Here is a 16,728-nt window from a genome sequence, read left to right on the forward strand (position 1 = left end):
ATCTTCGAGAGACCTCGACCCCTATCCCGGCAACGACGCGCCGATGACCTCTACACCCTCAACTGCGAAGAGCCTGTAATTCTGGGAGTTTCCTGGCAATTCAATGCAAATCACCGCAATGCCAAATTACGCGTGCTTTGCGACAGCAATGAGCAGGTCAGCGCCGATTCAACCAGGAATGCAAAGCCTGCTGGCAAATATTTTTGCCATCCGGGTCGAGACTCGATAGCGGTGGCGGTATAAATGCTCCGATGACCGCGTCGATCACCCCGTCGGACCGCCGAGACAGGCGGCCCGTCGACGTGGGTGCAGAGGTTGCTGAGGGCACGTGGCGGGACCCGAAGAGATACCTGTGGCTGCTGGTCCCGTCCGCTCCCGGCGCGGTGACGCTGTCCTGGCTGCTGGTGTGGACCACCCGGCTCCACTTCTTCTGGTGGACCGCACTCTTCGTGATCCTGGTGGCGGGGCCCGCCGCCGATCATCTACTGGGGCGGGAGAAGGGCGATCGGGCGCCGGACCGCATCCTGGCAGAGTTGCAGCAGGACAAGTACTACCGGTTCGCCACTCACATGTTCCTGCCGACGCAGTACCTCGCGCTGGCCTTCGGCTGCTGGGTGTGGGCCGGCGGCGGCTGGGTCACGTTGACGTTCACCGACAAGCTGGGGCTCATGGTCGCGGTCGGCCTGTCCGGTGGCATCGCCAACAACGCGGCCCACGAGCTGGGACACCGGCGCGACCGCGCCGAGCGGTGGCTCAGCAAGCTGGCACTCGCCCAGAGTTGGTACGGACAGTTCTACGTCGAGCACAACCGCGGACACCACGTCCGTGTCGCGACACCGGAAGACCCGGCCAGTGCCCGCTTCGGCGAGAACGTGTACTTCTTCGTGGTGCGCTCTGTCGTCGGCAGTACCCGCTCGGCCTGGCGGATCGAGACCAAACGCCTTGGCCGCCAAGGACGTTCACGCTGGAGCTTGCGCAACGACGTGCTCAACGCGTGGCTGCTGAGCGTCATCCTGTTCGCCGGGCTGGCGCTGTGGTTCCGGCCCGTGGTCCTGCCGTGGCTGTTGGGCCAGGCGCTCATCGGCATCTTCCTGCTGGAGGCCATGAACTACCTGTCGCACTACGGGCTGCGCCGGCAGAAACTGCCGTCGGGCCGCTATGAGCGGCTGCGCCCCACGCACAGCTGGAACAGCAACACGGTCATCATGAACGTTTTCCTGCTGCATCTGCAGCGCCACTCGGATCATCACGTCGACCCGTCGCACCGCTACCAAGGGATTCGGCACGCCGAGGATGCGCCACAGCTGCCGAGCAACTACACCGCGATGCTGGTCCTCAGCCTCGTTCCGATGTGGTGGCGCCGCGTGATGGATCCGCGGGTCCTCGCGATCTACGGCGGCGACGTCCGACTCACCGCACTGAGCCCGCGACAGCTGAAACGGCTGGCCATCGACGGCAGCTAGTGTCGCGCGTCATTAATTAGTTTACAGTGTGCGATGATGGTGTATGCCGTCATCTGCGTTGGTGATCAGTGATGAGGATCGTGCGACATTGCAGTCGTGGACACGGTCCTCGACGATGCCTGCCGGCCATGTTGAGCGGGCCCGGATCGTGTTGGCCGTGGGCGATGGTGCGGGCACGTCGGGAGCGGCCCGACTGGTGGGGGTGTCGCGGCCGACGGTGATCAAGTGGCGGGATCGGTTCGCCGCGTTAGGCATTGACGGTCTGGACGATGAACCCCGTAGTGGTCGACCTAAGACTGTCGATGACGCGGCGATCCTGGCGGCCACACTCGATCCGCCGCCGGATTCGTTGGCGGTGACGCACTGGTCGAGTCGTCTGCTGGGTAAGTACCTCGGCGTCGGGGATGCCACCGTGGCCCGGGCGTGGCGACGCTACGGGGTCAAACCGTGGCGCCGCCAGACGTTCAAGTTTTCCACCGACCCCGAACTGGAAGCCAAAGTTCGTGACGTCGTCGGGCTGTATCTGAACCCGCCCGAGAAAGCGATCGTTTTGTGCGTAGACGAAAAATCGCAGATTCAGGCACTGAACCGGACCCAACCGATCCTGCCGATGCGCCCGGGTCTGCCAGAGAAGGCCACACACGACTACCAGCGCAACGGCACCGCGACCCTGTTCGCGGCACTGGAGATCGCGACCGGGAAAGTGACCGACCGCTGCTATGAACGTCACGGCAAAGCCGAGTTCCTCGACTTCCTCAAGACCGTGGCCCGGGCGTATCCGAGGCGCCGGCTACATGTGGTGTGCGACAACTACCACACCCACAAGCATGCGGACATCAACGCGTGGCTAGCCAAGAATCCGCGTGTGACACTGCATTTCACCCCGACATCAGGTTCCTGGCTGAACATGGTCGAAGTGTTCTTCTCGATCATCACCCGCCAAGCGATCCGCCGGGGATCGTTCGACAGCGTCAAAGAACTCATCGCAGCCATCGGCGCATTCATCGACGGTTGGAACCAACGTTGCCACCCATTCGTGTGGACCAAGACCGCCGACGAAATCCTGCCCCACGCCCGTAAAACAAATTCAGACGCGCGACACTAGCGCTGCCGACCGTGTCCCTCGAACAGGTTCCAGGACTGACTGCCCCGCACCACGTGCAGGTAGTAGGCGTAATTCGCCGTCGACATGCCGATCGCGGCAAGACCGAACCCGATCGCGCGGGCGAGGGAATCCGACACATTGAGCACGACGAGCACCAGCTCTACCGCGACGAAGATCCCGAGCAGCGTCAGCCCCTTGCGCCACATGCCCTTGACGAAGAAGTAGATGGGCCCGAACAGGAAAGCCAGGATGTTCGAGGTGAGCTTCACCCGCTCCAGGAACGTCAGGGCCTTGTAGGCCGCCTTGGATTCCGGCGTCGAGTTCGGCAGACCGTAGGCGTTGAAGAAGTCGAACCGCTTCTGCCACGACGGGGACACCGTGGAACTGGGAAGTTGCTGTGACACTCCAACGACATTAACGGCTGTGCAGTTTTGTGCGTGCGCTCGGGTCCCAGCCGCTAGCTGCTACCCGGAATCGGCCGCGCCACACCGTTGGTCGTGCGGATCACGTTGAACTGCGGCGGATTGGCCGGGGCGGGGGCTTCCGAGCTCGCCGGTGCCGTCGCGGTCGCGGTCGGTGACGCGGCGGGCGGGGGTGCCGGCGCACTGGCGGGCGGCGTGTACTGCCTCGCAGGCGGCGGCGTGTAGGTCGTCGGAGCCTGAGTCGTCGCCGTCGAGGGACGCGTCGGCGGCGCCGGAGCCGGGCTGGCCGGAGCGGTCGCCGTGGGTGTGGGGACCGGCGCAGGCGCTGGCGCGGAAGTTGAGGTGGCGGTCGTCGAGGCCGGCGAAGTGGCGGCAGGCGCCGACGTCGTCGAGCTCGCGGGAGTGGCCGGTGTCTCCGGCGCGGGCGGCGGGATTTCGAATCCGGCAAGCGATCCGATCCCGAGCAGGAGCAACAAGATGACGACAGCGCCGACCACAACTATCAGCACCTTGCCGCCGTCCGTGCTGAACCATTTCGTCGGCGCCGATGCGGTGTGAGTGTTTGCCACCGGTTCGGTCTCTGCGTCGGCCATAAGTCGTTCTCCTCCAGCAGGGTGCCGGGAGCGTAACCCGTAAATCAGCAGGTCGCGACTCATAGTTGAACCATTTCGCCAGGTGGCGGGCATGTTCACAGGAACGTAACGTGCACGCCTCGCGCCGCGCCAGCCCGTATGCCCCAGCAATTTGCCAGCATTTACGCAGTAGACGTTTATCTGGCGACCCGGAACACCGTCACCGGCCGGGTGTGCGCGGGCCGGCTGCCATCCGGGGCGAACAGTGCCGCCCGTTCCAGCCGGCGCCGCATCGCGGCCAGCGGAATCGGCTCGGCGCCCGCGCCGCCCGACAGGTGGAACAGCAGCTTCGTCAGCTCGCAGACCTCACCGGCCGTGCAGCCGCCGCCGAACATCGCCGCGACGGTCGCGGGGTCCGACAACAGTCGCTGTGACACCGTCGCCGCGGTGTCCCTGATCATCGCGTTGTGCCCGAAGGGCAGCGGCGGCACGGGGTCACCGTCGCGCACCAGGAGCACGTCGTCGCCGGGTTGAGCGCGCATCACGTTCACCAGTGACACGGTGTGCCCGCGCTCGTCGCGCTGCGGGTCGGACACGACGAGGGCCACCGTCGGCGGTCCATCGATCGGTTCGGAGCCGGCCCGGTCCCGCAGCGCGCGGTGTGCCGCCGCGGCGACCGTCTCCCCGTTGGCCGCATCGAGCACCACGCCGGGCAGTGCCCAGGCACCCCGGTGCGGTTCACGCTGCCGGCGCGCGAGGATGAGCCCCGGTTCCGCACCGGGGCTCACCGCGAAGACGTCGACGCTCAGCCAGGTGGCCAGCGACTCAGCCATGACGGGCGTCCTCCTCGCCGGCGGCGTATGCCGCCCAATCACGTCGCACGGTAGCGCGCACCTCCGCGAAGGTCACCGGGTTGACGATGACGCCGTCCTCGAACACGGTCCGCATGGCGTCCGTCGTCTCGACGGCGCCGGCCGCGCCCTGCACCAGCGTCAGTCCTCCCCGCCCGTCCCGGACCACGGCCAACCGGCCCCGTGCGCTGCGCTTGCCCGGATCGGTGACCGGCGCCTTGGCGATGTCCCGGCCGCGACCATCGATCTGCACCCAGGTCGCCTTCATGGCGATTGAGAAGGTGTCGCGCGTGACGTACTGGTAGGTGTAGGAACCGAATCCCAGCACCGGGGTGGTGGACACATAGCCCTGGCCCATCAGGTTGGCGGTGATGGCGTCGGCTCGGTCGTGGGTGATCGAGTCGCCGTAGATGACGCCGATGTGCGGATCCAGCTCCCGATAGCCGGCCGCGTTGACGGTGCCGCCGAACACCTCCCACAGCAGGTTCACCACACCCTTGCGGGCGGGGCTGCCGGCCGGGGCCTGCGGGTCGCCGCACAGGATGCGTTCGGGGTCACCGCTGTCCGGACGGATCACCACCTTGCCGTCGCGCGCGGTGATGGTGTCTTTCAGCGTGGGCAGGATGCCGGTGCAGACGTGCCACAGGTCCCAGGTGTCGCTGACGATCGACACGATGCCGGTCGGATACAGGTCCAGCAACCGGGCGAACGTGGCGACTTCGTCGTCCTGGGTGCCCGCACACATGACGCTGTGCTCGGTGGCGGGCACGCTGCCACCGATGATCGCGCCCTCCGGCGAGCCCGGATAGTTCCGGTCGATCCAGCCCAGCGCGGGCAGGCAGTCGGTGCCGGTGAACGCCAACAGGTGCCCGGCCCCCGAGGCCGCGGCGGCCGCGCTGCCGGCCATGCCGCGGAAGGAGAAGTCGTGCCCCTGCCAGTCCACCGCGGCCGGGTCGGCGCCGGTGTCCCGCGCGCGGGCGTCCAGCAGCGTGCGGTTGCGCCACGCGGTGGTCGCCGATGTGATGGGCTGCCACAACGCGGCCGACATGTCGGTCTCGATGTAGTTGGTCAGCCAGAAGAATTCGGGCGCGGTGTTCTCGACGGTCAGGTACGGCACGCCGACCGGGACGATGGTCCCTTCCGGCAGCGCCCGCACCCGGAGCGGCAGCCGGCCGTACGCGTGCAGTTGCCGGATGTGTTCGGCGCCAACGTCGTTGGGCCCCAGCACCTGCGTGACCCGGTCGATGTACGCCTGGCACACCTCGTCGACGTCGGCGGCGAAGAAGGCGCTCCACCGCTGGTTCAGGTCCCGCAGGTAGGCCTGCAGGCCGAAGAACGCCGTCCAGCTCACCCCTGGGATGCGGCTGCCGCGGGCCGTCAGGTTGGAGTAGACGTACTCGGTGCCTGCCGGGTACTGGCGGCGGTGGTCCAGCTTGTAGGCGTCGGTGTCCATCAGGACGTCCAGGGCCGCAATGGTTTCCGGCCGGTACGTGGTGGTTGCTTCGATTGTCATGAGGTCGGTCCTTGTCAGATCAGAGTGGCCAGGGCGCGGACGATGAACGGTTCCAGCGGTTGCACGTGCACGCCGTCGGGCGTGGCGCGGGAGTCGGTGCTCGTGACGGAGGCGTAGCCGGCGAGGTTCTCCCGCCAGCGTCCGGTGAAGCAGCCGTGGCTGACCCACAGGTGCAGCGCCAGTTCGGGGCGGCTCGCCCGGACGGCGTCGGCCAAGCCGGCGAAGGTGCCGCCGCCGTCGCAGATGTCGTCGATCACCAGCAGGCGACCCTGTTCCGGCAGCCCCTCCGGAGCGACGAACCCCGACAGCTTGCCGGTGGCCGGATCACGTTGCTTCCCAGCGACATACAGCGGCACGCCCAATCGGGAGGCCACTCGCCCGGCACGGTCGCGGGCCCCCTTGTCGGGGGCGACGACGCCCGCCCAGCCCGGGTGGTGCGCGGCGCCGCATGCCACCAGGTCCACGGCCTCGATGACGGTGACGGCCGCTCCCCCACGCCGGGCCTCGTCGGCCCAGACCGGCGAGTGCGGATCCACCGTCACGATGTGCTTGATGCCCGTGGCAGCAGTGAGGCGGGCGGCGACGCGCGCGTCGTCGGTCGGGTCGTGGTCACCGCGGGCCGACGGCAGGTATGGCGCCACCAGCACCGGGGCGTCGGCCGATCGGTTGCGGTGGAAGGCTGCCCACTGCCCGGCTGCGGCGTAATCGATTGCGCCGCAGTGGCTCCAGATGACCGGGCGCAGTCCCGCGCCGAGCGGTTCCAGTTCCCGGACCGCGGTGTCGCCACCGGGGTAGCTGGTGACGATTCCGGGTGCGGTCGACAGCACACCGCGTTCGGTGTCGAAGACGTGGAATGTCGCGTTCATGATGATGACGGTAATAGATACGGACATAAATGTCCATATCTCTGTGACGGCCGTCATCGGTAAGCTGCCTCCATGGAGTTCGTGCTCATCCTGATCGTCATCGTGGCCATTGGGTTCTTCCTGTTCAGCAGGCAGAGCAAAGCCAACAAGGCGGCCGCGCTGGCCAACGCGAAAGCCGACGCCCGCCGCGTCATCGAGATGCTGGGCGGGCAGGTGTTCAATCTGACCGGCACGGACGAGGCCTCGCGCCAGGCCCTGGCCGACGCGTCCGAGCGCTACAACGCCGCCGCGTCGCAGATCGAACAGGCCACCACCGCCCAGCAGGCCGCCTTTGCGAAGCAGAGCGCGATGGAAGGGCTGTACTACGTGCGGGCCGCGCGGACCGCCATGGGCATCGACCCCGGTCCCCCGCTGCAGCAGCTGGCCGGCCAGCGCGGTGCGGGTGAGGTCACCGAGGATCGCCGAATCCAGTTCGACGGCAGGCAGATTCAGGCCTCACCGGGTCCGACGGCCGCCACCCCGAACTACTATCCCGGCGGCCGGGTCGCCGGTCGCCCGGTGCCCGAGGGCTGGTACTCCGAGCCGTGGTGGAAGCCGGCGCTGGTCGCCGGAGCGTGGGGCGTCGGTTCGGTGCTGCTGTTCGACGCGCTGTTCGACGGCATGCACGGAGTCAGTTACGGCGCATCGGGTTTCGAGTCCGGATACGGTTCGGGGTTCGACCAGGGCTACCAGCAGGGCCTCGACCAGAGCCAGTTCGCAGACTCCGGCCAGGGCCAGGACGTCAGCTGGAACGACAACAACGGCTGGGATTCCGGCAGCGGCAGTTGGGACTCCGGGAGCAGCGACTCGGGTAGCAGCTGCGGCGGTGGTGGCAGCAGTTGTGGCGGCGGTGGCTGCGGTGGCGGCTGCGGCGGTGGCGGCGACTAGCGGTCACACCTGACAATCGGGGCACCAGAACAGGTTTCGCCCCTCCATGACCTCGGTGCGGACGGTGGCGCCGCACACGCGGCACGCCTCCCCCGCACGCCGGTACACATAGGTGCGCGGCCGGTCGGCGGCGTAGGACGGCGCGCCGTGGTCGTCTTCCGTGCGCACCACGACGATCTTGCCGCGGCGCACCCCGACCTTCATGAGCGCGACGAGATCGGTCCACAGCTCGGCGAATTCGGCCTCGGTCAGCTGGGTGCCGGGGCGATGCGGGTCGATCCGGTGCCGGAACAGCAACTCGCTGCGGTACACGTTGCCGACACCGGCGATCACCGTCTGGTCCATCAGCATCGATCCGATTGACCTGCGGGACTTGCTGATTCGCGCCCAGGCCAAGCCGGGGTCGGCGTCGCGGCGCAGCGGATCGGCACCGAGCCGGGCCACGACGTCATCGACGCCGCCCTCGTCGATCAGCTCACACACGGTCGGGCCGCGCAGGTCGGTCCCGAACTCGGCCCCGAGCATGCGCATGCGCACCTGACCCACGGGCGCGGTCATCGGCAGTGGCTGTTCGGTGAACGTGCCGTACAGCCCGAGGTGGACGTGCACCACCGCACCACCTTCGTAGTGGTGGAACAGGTGCTTGCCCCAGGCGTCGGCCTTACGCAGCACCCGGCCGCTGACGGCGGCCGCGGCATCGGCGAACCGGCCCTGCGGACTGCTGACGACCACCGGCGCCCGCCCGAATCGCTGTTGATGCAGGCGGGCCAGCCGGTGGAGGGTATGCCCCTCCGGCACGGGTCAGGCCCGGGATCAGGCCGGAGCGCCCGGAACCTCGGGGGCCACGTGCGTCTTCTCGTACTCGGCCAGGATGTCGATGCGGCGCTGGTGCCGCGCGGCCTGCGACCACTCGGCGGCCAGGAACGCGTCGACGATGGCGAAGGCCTCTTCGGTGCTGTGCATACGGCCACCGATGCCCATGACCTGCGCGTTGTTGTGCTCGCGGGCCAGCTGCGCGGTCTCGACACTCCACGCCAGCGCGCAGCGCACGCCCGGCACCTTGTTGGCGGCGATCTGCTCGCCGTTGCCCGAGCCGCCGATGACGATGCCCAGGCTGCCCGGGTCCTCGACGGTGCGCTTGGCGGCGTCGATGCAGAACGCCGGGTAGTCGTCCTCCGCGTCGTAGGCGAAGGCACCGCAGTCGACGGCCTGGTGGCCGGCCGCGGTCAGGTGGTCGAGCAGGGCCTGCTTGAGTTCGTAACCGGCGTGGTCGGCTCCGAGATATACGCGCATGGCGCACATTCTGGCAGAACAGCGGCCCGGGACAGAATCAGTGGCTCGGCCGGCCCACTCGCCGGCTCAGCCGGCCCCACACACTCGCCGGCTCAGCCCGCGGCGATCTTGGTGTCGCGGTCGATGGCCTCGGTGATCTGCTTGATGATCTCGGCCTGATCGGCGACGCCGTCGATGTTGATCTGCATGACGTAGAGCCCGGTGCCGTCCTGGATGACGACGGTGTTCTGGGTGATGAGCTTGGTCACCCCGTTGGAGTTCCAGGAACCGGCGATCTGGAACGACTTGTGGCCGTCGACGGTCCCGGGCGTGCCGGTGTCGGTCGGGGTGAATCCCGGCAGGTTGTTCAGTTCACCCGGCGCGAAGTCGAGGATCTTCTGCGCATCGGCGTTCGGGCCGAGGCGCGAGATCAACGCCGTGGCGCTGGGCCGGTAGTTGCCGGCACTCGGGCCGTTGTAGACGATCGACTGGTAGGCGAAGGCCGGCGTCTGCGGTCCGGCGTCAGCCCAGCCCGGCGGCATGGGCATGGTCACCACCGGTGCGCCGGGTTCGTTGCGGTGCACCAGCGATTCCTGAATGTTGTTGCTCTTCAGGTAGGTCGCGATGGTCTGGTAGTTACCGGGCGTACCCACGAGCACCGGCGGTGCGGGCTTGTGCGACGACGATGGCGTGTTCGCCCCGGAACTCTGGGTGCTGGTTCCCGAGGCGTCCGAGGGCCCACTCGAATCGTCACCGGAATTCAGCAGCACGACACCGATCAGCACCACGATCACGGCGGCGATGGCGCCACCGATCACCCAGATCTTGGTCTTGCCACCCGAGGACTGGCCACGGCCCGGTGGCGTCTTGCCGATGTCGGCCGCGAGTTGCGAGTACGACGGCGGGGGCGGTGCGGTGGGACGGCCGACTCCGGGTGCGGCGTGCGCCGCCGGGTCTGCGGGGATGACCGGCAGGACCACCGTCGGCGACACCGTCTCGTGCGTCGGCCGGACGGGCCGCTGCGGCGGTATGGGCGGTGGCCCAGGCACCGGCTGCCGGTACGGCGGGGCCGACGGCGACGAATCAGGTTCCGGCCGAAACGGTTTCGGGTCGGGCGGCGGCCCGACAGGGCCGCGCTGCGGCACCGGCGGCGGCGTCGGCTCCGAGACCGGGTCGACCGACGGTGGCGACACCGGTGGCACGGGCGGCACGGGCGGTTCCGGAGCCGGCGGCGGCGCGACGGGCTCTGGCGCGACCGGTTCGGGTTCCGGCTCGGGGCCAGGCGCCGGTTCCGGCTCGGGCACGGGTTCGGCCGACACCACCGGCGGCGGGGCGACCGGCGGCGGCGTCACCTCGGGGGCGGACGGCGGCTCGGCGGCCGGTTCCGGGGTCACCACGGGAGTGACGGTCGGCAGCTTCAGTTCCGCGGTGCGCAGGTTCAGCGTGGGTGACTCGGTGACCAGTTCGGCCTGCCGCTCGAAGGCTCGCGCGAACTTGGTGCAGGAGTCGAAGCGGTCCTCGGGCGACTTGCCCATGGCCTTGATCAGCACCTCGTTCAGCGGTTCGAGCCACGGCTTGAGGTCACTTGCCTTGGGCGGTGGCGCGCTGAGGTGCTGGCTGATGACCGCGATCTGGTTGGTGTCCTGGTACGGCGTCTGTCCGGTGAGCAACCGGTAGGCGGTCGCGGCCAGCGCGTACTGGTCGGCGCGGCCGTCGATCTCGCCGCCCATCAGTTGCTCGGGCGCCGAGTAGGAGACGGTGCCGATCGCCAGGTTGGCCGACGTCAGGCCCGTCACCTCACCGATCTGGCGGGCGATGCCGAAGTCGCTCAGCAGGATTCGCCGCTCGTCGGTGTCGATGTTGCTGAGCAGGATGTTGGCCGGCTTGATGTCGCGGTGCAGCAGGCCGCGCTGGTGCGCGTAGTCCAGGGCCGAGCTCATGGCCTTGACGATGTCGACGACGAGCTCCAGCGGCAGGCCGTTCGGGTACTCGTACTTGACCAGCTGGGCGGCATCGGTGCCGTCGACGTAGTCCATGGTGATCCACAGCCGGCTCTCGAACTCGCCGCGGTCGTGCAGGCCGACGATGTGCGGGTGCCACAGACCCGCGGCGATGTTCGCTTCGCGCTCGAAGCGGATGCGGAATTCGTCGTTGGTGGAGGCGGTTTCCCGGAGCACCTTCATGGCGTCGAGGCGGGGCAGCCGGGGGTGCTGGACGAGGTACACATCGCCCATTCCCCCTGAGCCCAGCAACCGGCGCACGGTGTACCCGGCGAAGGTTGCGCCCGTCTCCAGCGACATCAGCGCATCCTACTCAAACCCGCACGTCGAAGGACGAAACTGTCCGTCGGCACGTCGCTCCCCACCAGTTGCATCGTTGTGGCTCATGTTTCGGATGTGTCTGGCCACGGTAACCGCGTCCAGACGTTCCTTGCGGAACGCCGACGAGATTACCCGGGCCGACCCTGGTGAGCGTGACTAGCGGGTGATTGCGGTCAGTCGAATTCGGGCGCCTCGTTGCGGGAGCGCTTGAGCTCCCAGAAGTGCGGGTAGGCGGCGAAAATCACGGACGCGTCCCACAGCTTGCCGGCCTCTTCGCCCCGCGGGATGCGCGACAGCACCGGACCGAAGAAAGCGACGCCGTTGACGTGGATGGTCGGGGTGCCGACATCGGGGCCGACGGCATCCATGCCGGCGTGGTGGCTCTTGCGCAGCGCCTCGTCGTACTTGTCGCTGGTGGCTGCCTCCGCGAGCTCGGCGGGCAGGCCGAGTTCTTCGAGCGACTCGGCGATGACCACGTCGAAATCCTTGTTGCCCTGGTTGTGAATCCGGGTGCCCATCGCGGTGTACAGCGGCGCCAGCACCTCGGAACCGACGGCTTCCTCCGCCGCGATGGCGACGCGGACCGGACCCCAGGCCTTCTTCATCATTTCCTGGTACTGCTCGGGCAGGTCGCGGCCCTCGTTCAGCACCGCCAGGCTCATGACGTGGAACTCGATGTCGATGTCGCGGACCTTTTGGACCTCGAGAATCCAGCGGGAGGTGATCCAGGCCCACGGGCACAGCGGGTCGAACCAGAACCCCGCGACATCTTTCTTGACGGCTGGGTCTTTCGTGGCGGTGGCGTCGGCCATTGCTCGTCCTTACTGAGTCGGTACAGATCTCGTTGCCAACAACTATGCCCGGCGTCCCTATGTTCCCGGTCACGGCAACCGGTTGTCCCCTAAGTTGGTGACGTGGCACTTCCGAACCTGACCCGCGACCAGGCCGCCGAGCGCGCCGCGCTGGTGACCGTTGACAACTACCGCATCGATCTCGACCTCACCGACGGAGCCGGCGCACCGAGCGAGCGCACGTTCCGCTCCGTCACCACGGTGACGTTCAGCGCCCTTCCCGGCGCCAACACCGTCATCGACATCGCGGCCGACTCCATCCGCAGCGCGACCCTCAACGGGCAACCCATCGACGTGTCCGCCTACGACGAATCGACGGGCGTGCCGCTGGCCGGGCTCGCCGAGCAGAACGTCGTCGTGGTCGACGCGGACTGCCGTTACTCCAACACCGGTGAGGGACTGCACCGCTTCGTCGACCCGGTCGACGGTGAGGTCTACCTCTACTCGCAGTTCGAAACCGCTGACGCCAAGCGGATGTTCGCCTGCTTCGACCAGCCGGACCTCAAGGCCACCTTCGACGTGTCGGTGACCGCGCCGGCGCACTGGCAGGTGATCTCCAACGGGGCCGGCACGTCGGCCGGAGCCGCCCCGGCGGCGACATCAGATACGGGGACGGTCCATCGATTCGCCACCACCCCGAAGATGAGCACGTACCTGGCGGCCCTCATCGCCGGCCCGTACGCCCGGTGGGACGACGTCTACAGCGACGAACACGGGGACATTCCGCTGGGCATCTTCTGCCGCGCCTCGCTCGCCGAGTTCATGGACGCCGAGCGGCTGTTCACCGAGACCAAGCAGGGATTCTCCTTCTACCACAACAACTTCGGGACGCCGTACGCGTTCGGCAAGTACGACCAGCTGTTCGTGCCGGAGTTCAACGCGGGCGCCATGGAGAACGCCGGCGCCGTGACGTTCCTCGAGGACTACGTCTTCCGGTCCAAGGTCACGCGCTACTCGTACGAGCGGCGTGCCGAGACCGTGCTGCACGAGATGGCCCACATGTGGTTCGGCGACCTGGTCACCATGCGGTGGTGGGATGACCTGTGGCTCAACGAGTCCTTCGCCACCTTCGCCTCGGTGCTGTGCCAGGCCGAGGCCACCGAGTACAAGCAGGCCTGGACCACCTTCGCGAATGTGGAGAAGTCCTGGGCCTACCGGCAGGACCAACTGCCGTCGACCCACCCGGTGGCCGCGGACATCCCCGACCTGGCCGCGGTCGAGGTGAACTTCGACGGCATCACCTACGCCAAGGGCGCCAGCGTGCTCAAGCAGCTGGTTGCCTATGTCGGGCTGGAGCCGTTCCTGTCGGGCCTGCGCGACTACTTCCACGACCACGCGTACGACAACGCCACATTCGCCGATCTGCTCGGCGCGCTGGAGAAGTCGTCGGGCCGGGACCTGTCGGACTGGGGCCAGCAGTGGCTCAAGACCACGGGCCTGAACACGCTGCGGGCCGATTTCGACGTCGACGGCGCCGGGGCGTTCACGCGGTTCGCCATCACCCAGAGCGGCGCGGCGCCCGGTGCCGGCGAGACGCGCGTGCACCGGCTCGCGGTGGGCATCTACGACGACGACGGCTCCGGCAAGCTGGTCCGGGTGCACCGCGAGGAGCTCGACGTCGAGGGCCCGGTGACGGATGTTCCTGCCCTGGTGGGGGTTTCGCGCGGCAAGCTGGTCCTGGTCAACGACGACGACCTGACCTACTGCTCGATGCGGCTCGATCCCGCGTCGTTGCAGACGGTGCTGAGCCGGATCGCCGACATCGACGACCCGCTCCCCCGGACCCTGGCATGGTCGGCGGCGTGGGAGATGACGCGCGAGGCCGAGATGAAGGCCCGCGAGTTCGTCGCCCTCGTGATGAGCGGGCTGCACGCCGAGTCCGAGGTGGGCGTCGCTCAGCGGCTGGTGCTGCAGGCGCAGACGGCGCTGACCTCCTACGCCGATCCGGCGTGGGCGGCCGAAATCGGTTGGCCCGCTTTCGGTGATGCCCTGCTGGACCTGGCGCGGGATTCGTCGCCGGGATCGGACCACCAGCTGGCGTACATCAACGCGCTGTGCACGTCGGTGCTGGCGCCGAACCACATCGCGGTGCTGTCGACGCTGTTGGACAACGAGCCCGCCGCGGTCAACATGACGGGGCTGGTGATCGACACCGATCTGCGCTGGCGCATCGTGACGGCGCTCGCGCGTGCCGGCGTCATCGACGCGGACGGCACGCAGACGCCGTTCATCGACGCCGAGGCCGAGCAGGATCCGACGGCCGCCGGCCGGCGCAGTGCCGCTGCCGCCGCCGCCGCGCGCCCGCAGGCCGCGGTGAAAGAGGCTGCGTGGCAACAGGTCATCGAGGACGACACCCTGGCGAACATCACCACGCGCGCCATCGTCGGCGGTCTGGTCCAGCCGGGCCAGACCGAGCTGCTGGACCCGTTCCGGGACCGCTACTTCGCGGCGATCTCCGGGGTGTGGGAGCGGCGCTCGAGTGAGGTGGCCCAGACCGTGGTCATCGGCCTGTACCCGTCGTGGGACATCAGCCAGGCCGGCCTCGACGCCGCCGACCGGTACCTGTCCGATCCGGAGATTCCGCCGGCCCTGCGCCGCCTGGTGCTGGAAGGCCGTGCGGGAGTGGAGCGTTCGCTGCGCGCCCGTGCCTTCGACGTGAGCTGACGCGACTGCATGGGCCGCACCTGGCCACCGGCTAGGTGCGGCCCTGCAGGATGCCCTCGATGTTGCGCTCAGCGAGCGCGGTGATGGTCATGTACGGGTTGCAGCCGAGGTGCCCGGGCATCAGCGACGCATCGTTGACGAACAGGTTGCGGTGGCCGTTCACCCGCCCGAACGCGTCTGTGGCCTTGCCCCGGACGCATCCACCCAGTGGGTGAACGGTGTTGGGCGCAAACACTTTTCCGCTGAACAGGTCGTTGCGGTAGTCGACCTTGTTGGCCTTCAGGATCTTGTCGAAGACCTGCTTCGCCCTGGCCTCGTTGTTCGCCGCGAAGGCATCGGTCCACTGGATCGTCGCGGTGTCGGACTGGCGGTCGTAGGTGATGTCGGCCCGGTCCCCGGTGTCGACCATGACGTAGTACCCGAGCAGGTAGGTCTCCACCGGCAGCGGCATGGAGAACATGCTGGCGTACACCGGATTGTCCGGGTCGTCGCGGCCGTCGATGTTGATCATGCCCATCAGGGACTGGGTGGTGCCGGCCGGATCGCTCTTGGCCAGGTTGTGCCCGACCATCACGTCACCGTTGTTGCCGTAGCCCTTACCGATCTGATCATTGAGGTGGGCCAGGTCCCCGGTCTCGCGCGCCTTCAGCAGCAGCTTGGTGGTGCCGAGCACACCGGCCGCCAGATACAGCTGGTCACAACCGAATTCGGCCTTCGACAGCTCCTTGCCCCAGCGGTCGATCTCGCGGGTGGACACCACGAACTCACCCGAACGCTCCTGACGGATCGAGATGACCTCGGTCAGCGGGCGCAGCGTGACGTGGCCGGTCTTGAGCGCGTCGGCAAGGTAGGTCTGGTCGACGCTGCCGAACCGGCCGTAGTTGTTGCCGAACTGCTGCTCGAACGCCAGCGACGATTGCGGCACCTGGCCGGCCGCCTCTTTGACCAGGTAGTCGAACGAGTACGAGCTGCCGTTGTAGTCGACCTTGTAGCCGGCCGCCGCCGCGTACTTGCGGCCCGCGCGGGCGTACTGGAAGCACGGGGTCTGCTCGAACCAGGCCATGTCGCGGTAACTGATCTTCAGCGACGTCTTGGCGCGTTCGACATAGGTGCGCAGGAACTCGTCGGCGCCGATGTCGGGGAACGCCTTGTCGATCTGGCGCGGCGTCGGGATGGCGGCGATGCCCGCGTTGACCATCGAGCCACCACCGACGGCCAGGCCCCGGAAGACGTCGTGGGCACCGTGCGTCACCTTCTGACAGATGCCGGCCTGGATCGGCTGGGGCGACGGCGCGTGCTCGGCCACCTGCTCGACGGTGAAGCCACCGAAGGAGGTGACCAGGCTCGGCGGAATCTTCGTGAACCAGCCGGCGCGGGTGTCGGCGGGCAGCATCTTGGAGAAGCGCTTGCCGTCGTCGTCGGGCTTGTCCCAGAGCCGGCCCTGTTCGATGACCAGTGTCTCGATACCGGCCTGTCCCAGGCGCAGCGCGGAGACTCCCCCGCCGTAGCCGCTGCCGATGACGATGGCCGAAAAATGCTTGCGGGACTCCGTACGGTCGCGTGATCGTTCGACGAGGGCCCCGATTCCCGCCGCCCCGGCGACGCCCACCACCGCCGCACCGCCGAGGAACTGGCGCCGGCTGATGGGGCTCATCGGCGACCTGCCGCGGCCGCGCCCCAGCACCGGATGTGTCGATGCCGGCCGTGCATCACTGCCAAGATCGTCCTTCCGCCTGACCGCCAGCTAACCCGAAGCCAGTCGCCTGCCGGCCTCCGAATAACGGATTCATCTCAAAAATTACACGATGGCGCGGAGTTTCCGCCGCCGTGCGGGATCCGGCCGCCAGCGCGTCGTCCGCCCCGCCCGACGCCCGGTATGTCGTACGTCACCCATATCGGTG

General features: G+C 68.0%; 16 protein-coding genes. 7 read left to right on the plus strand and 9 right to left on the minus strand.

The annotated features are described in order from the left end of the window. From ACJH6H_RS25190 to ACJH6H_RS25200, 3 genes are all read left to right on the plus strand, one after another. Positions 1–243: hypothetical protein (locus tag ACJH6H_RS25190; RefSeq protein WP_406776062.1), on the plus strand; the 243-nt coding region annotated here is incomplete at its 5' end. Positions 244–251: 8 nt separating this feature from the next. Continuing rightward, the gene (locus tag ACJH6H_RS25195; protein ID WP_226521232.1) at positions 252–1,463 is read left to right on the plus strand and encodes an alkane 1-monooxygenase; all 1,212 of its coding nucleotides are present in this window, start codon (positions 252–254) and stop codon (positions 1,461–1,463) included. A 43-nt stretch (positions 1,464–1,506) separates the two neighbouring features. After that, positions 1,507–2,568, plus strand: coding sequence for an IS630 family transposase (locus tag ACJH6H_RS25200; RefSeq protein ID WP_016895231.1), 1,062 nt, complete (start codon positions 1,507–1,509; stop codon positions 2,566–2,568). On the opposite strand, the gene ACJH6H_RS25205 is transcribed toward ACJH6H_RS25200, so the two are convergent. Next, positions 2,565–2,972, minus strand: a complete 408-nt coding sequence (locus ACJH6H_RS25205; RefSeq protein ID WP_166428082.1) for a DUF2628 domain-containing protein — start codon at positions 2,970–2,972, stop codon at positions 2,565–2,567. The genes ACJH6H_RS25200 and ACJH6H_RS25205 overlap by 4 nt on opposite strands. Before the next feature lie 93 nt (positions 2,973–3,065). Here ACJH6H_RS25205 and ACJH6H_RS25210 point away from each other — a divergent pair, with 93 nt between their 5' ends. Further along, positions 3,066–3,215, plus strand: coding sequence for a hypothetical protein (locus ACJH6H_RS25210; protein WP_165605489.1), 150 nt, complete (start codon positions 3,066–3,068; stop codon positions 3,213–3,215). Positions 3,216–3,332: 117 nt separating this feature from the next. After that, positions 3,333–3,548 (plus strand): hypothetical protein, encoded by a 216-nt coding sequence (locus ACJH6H_RS25215; RefSeq protein ID WP_064858062.1) that lies wholly within the window; start codon positions 3,333–3,335, stop codon positions 3,546–3,548. 211 nt (positions 3,549–3,759) lie between these two features. Here ACJH6H_RS25215 and ACJH6H_RS25220 read toward each other — a convergent pair whose 3' ends face one another. Genes ACJH6H_RS25220 through ACJH6H_RS25230 form a run of 3 tightly spaced genes read right to left on the minus strand, consistent with a single transcriptional unit; the run spans position 3,760 to position 6,792 of the window. Further along, positions 3,760–4,395, minus strand: coding sequence for an NUDIX domain-containing protein (locus ACJH6H_RS25220; RefSeq protein ID WP_061002717.1), 636 nt, complete (start codon positions 4,393–4,395; stop codon positions 3,760–3,762). Then, positions 4,388–5,926 carry a nicotinate phosphoribosyltransferase gene (locus tag ACJH6H_RS25225; RefSeq protein ID WP_133427209.1) on the minus strand — a complete coding sequence of 513 codons (1,539 nt, stop codon included), beginning with the start codon at positions 5,924–5,926 and terminating at the stop codon, positions 4,388–4,390. Before ACJH6H_RS25225 ends, ACJH6H_RS25220 begins: the two co-directional genes overlap by 8 nt. A gap of 14 nt (positions 5,927–5,940) precedes the next feature. Beyond that, positions 5,941–6,792: a phosphoribosyltransferase family protein gene (locus ACJH6H_RS25230; protein WP_073698151.1), complete on the minus strand. Its 852-nt coding sequence runs from the start codon at positions 6,790–6,792 to the stop codon at positions 5,941–5,943. Between the two features lie 72 nt (positions 6,793–6,864). On the opposite strand from ACJH6H_RS25230, the gene ACJH6H_RS25235 reads away from it, so the two are divergent. Continuing rightward, positions 6,865–7,719, plus strand: a complete 855-nt coding sequence (locus ACJH6H_RS25235; RefSeq protein WP_061002712.1) for a hypothetical protein — start codon at positions 6,865–6,867, stop codon at positions 7,717–7,719. Positions 7,720–7,722: 3 nt separating this feature from the next. On the opposite strand, the gene ACJH6H_RS25240 is transcribed toward ACJH6H_RS25235, so the two are convergent. The 4 genes from ACJH6H_RS25240 to ACJH6H_RS25255 form a co-directional block, all read right to left on the minus strand. Further along, positions 7,723–8,517, minus strand: coding sequence for an Fpg/Nei family DNA glycosylase (locus tag ACJH6H_RS25240; protein ID WP_073698148.1), 795 nt, complete (start codon positions 8,515–8,517; stop codon positions 7,723–7,725). Positions 8,518–8,532: 15 nt separating this feature from the next. Then, entirely contained in the window at positions 8,533–9,012 is a 480-nt protein-coding gene (locus ACJH6H_RS25245; RefSeq protein ID WP_061002719.1) for a ribose-5-phosphate isomerase, read from the minus strand. Between the two features lie 92 nt (positions 9,013–9,104). Next, entirely contained in the window at positions 9,105–11,291 is a 2,187-nt protein-coding gene (locus tag ACJH6H_RS25250; RefSeq protein WP_406776063.1) for an LpqN/LpqT family lipoprotein, read from the minus strand. 194 nt (positions 11,292–11,485) lie between these two features. After that, the gene (locus ACJH6H_RS25255) at positions 11,486–12,124 is read right to left on the minus strand and encodes a DsbA family protein (protein WP_212812339.1); all 639 of its coding nucleotides are present in this window, start codon (positions 12,122–12,124) and stop codon (positions 11,486–11,488) included. A gap of 102 nt (positions 12,125–12,226) precedes the next feature. On the opposite strand from ACJH6H_RS25255, the gene pepN reads away from it, so the two are divergent. Next, entirely contained in the window at positions 12,227–14,827 is a 2,601-nt protein-coding gene (pepN, locus tag ACJH6H_RS25260) for an aminopeptidase N (RefSeq protein ID WP_346414354.1), read from the plus strand. A gap of 31 nt (positions 14,828–14,858) precedes the next feature. Here pepN and ACJH6H_RS25265 read toward each other — a convergent pair whose 3' ends face one another. Continuing rightward, positions 14,859–16,481 (minus strand): GMC oxidoreductase, encoded by a 1,623-nt coding sequence (locus ACJH6H_RS25265; RefSeq protein WP_346414353.1) that lies wholly within the window; start codon positions 16,479–16,481, stop codon positions 14,859–14,861. Positions 16,482–16,728: the final 247 nt, after the last annotated feature.

Source organism: Mycobacterium sp. SMC-21, from assembly GCF_045310825.1.
Classification (GTDB): Bacteria; Actinomycetota; Actinomycetes; order Mycobacteriales; family Mycobacteriaceae; genus Mycobacterium.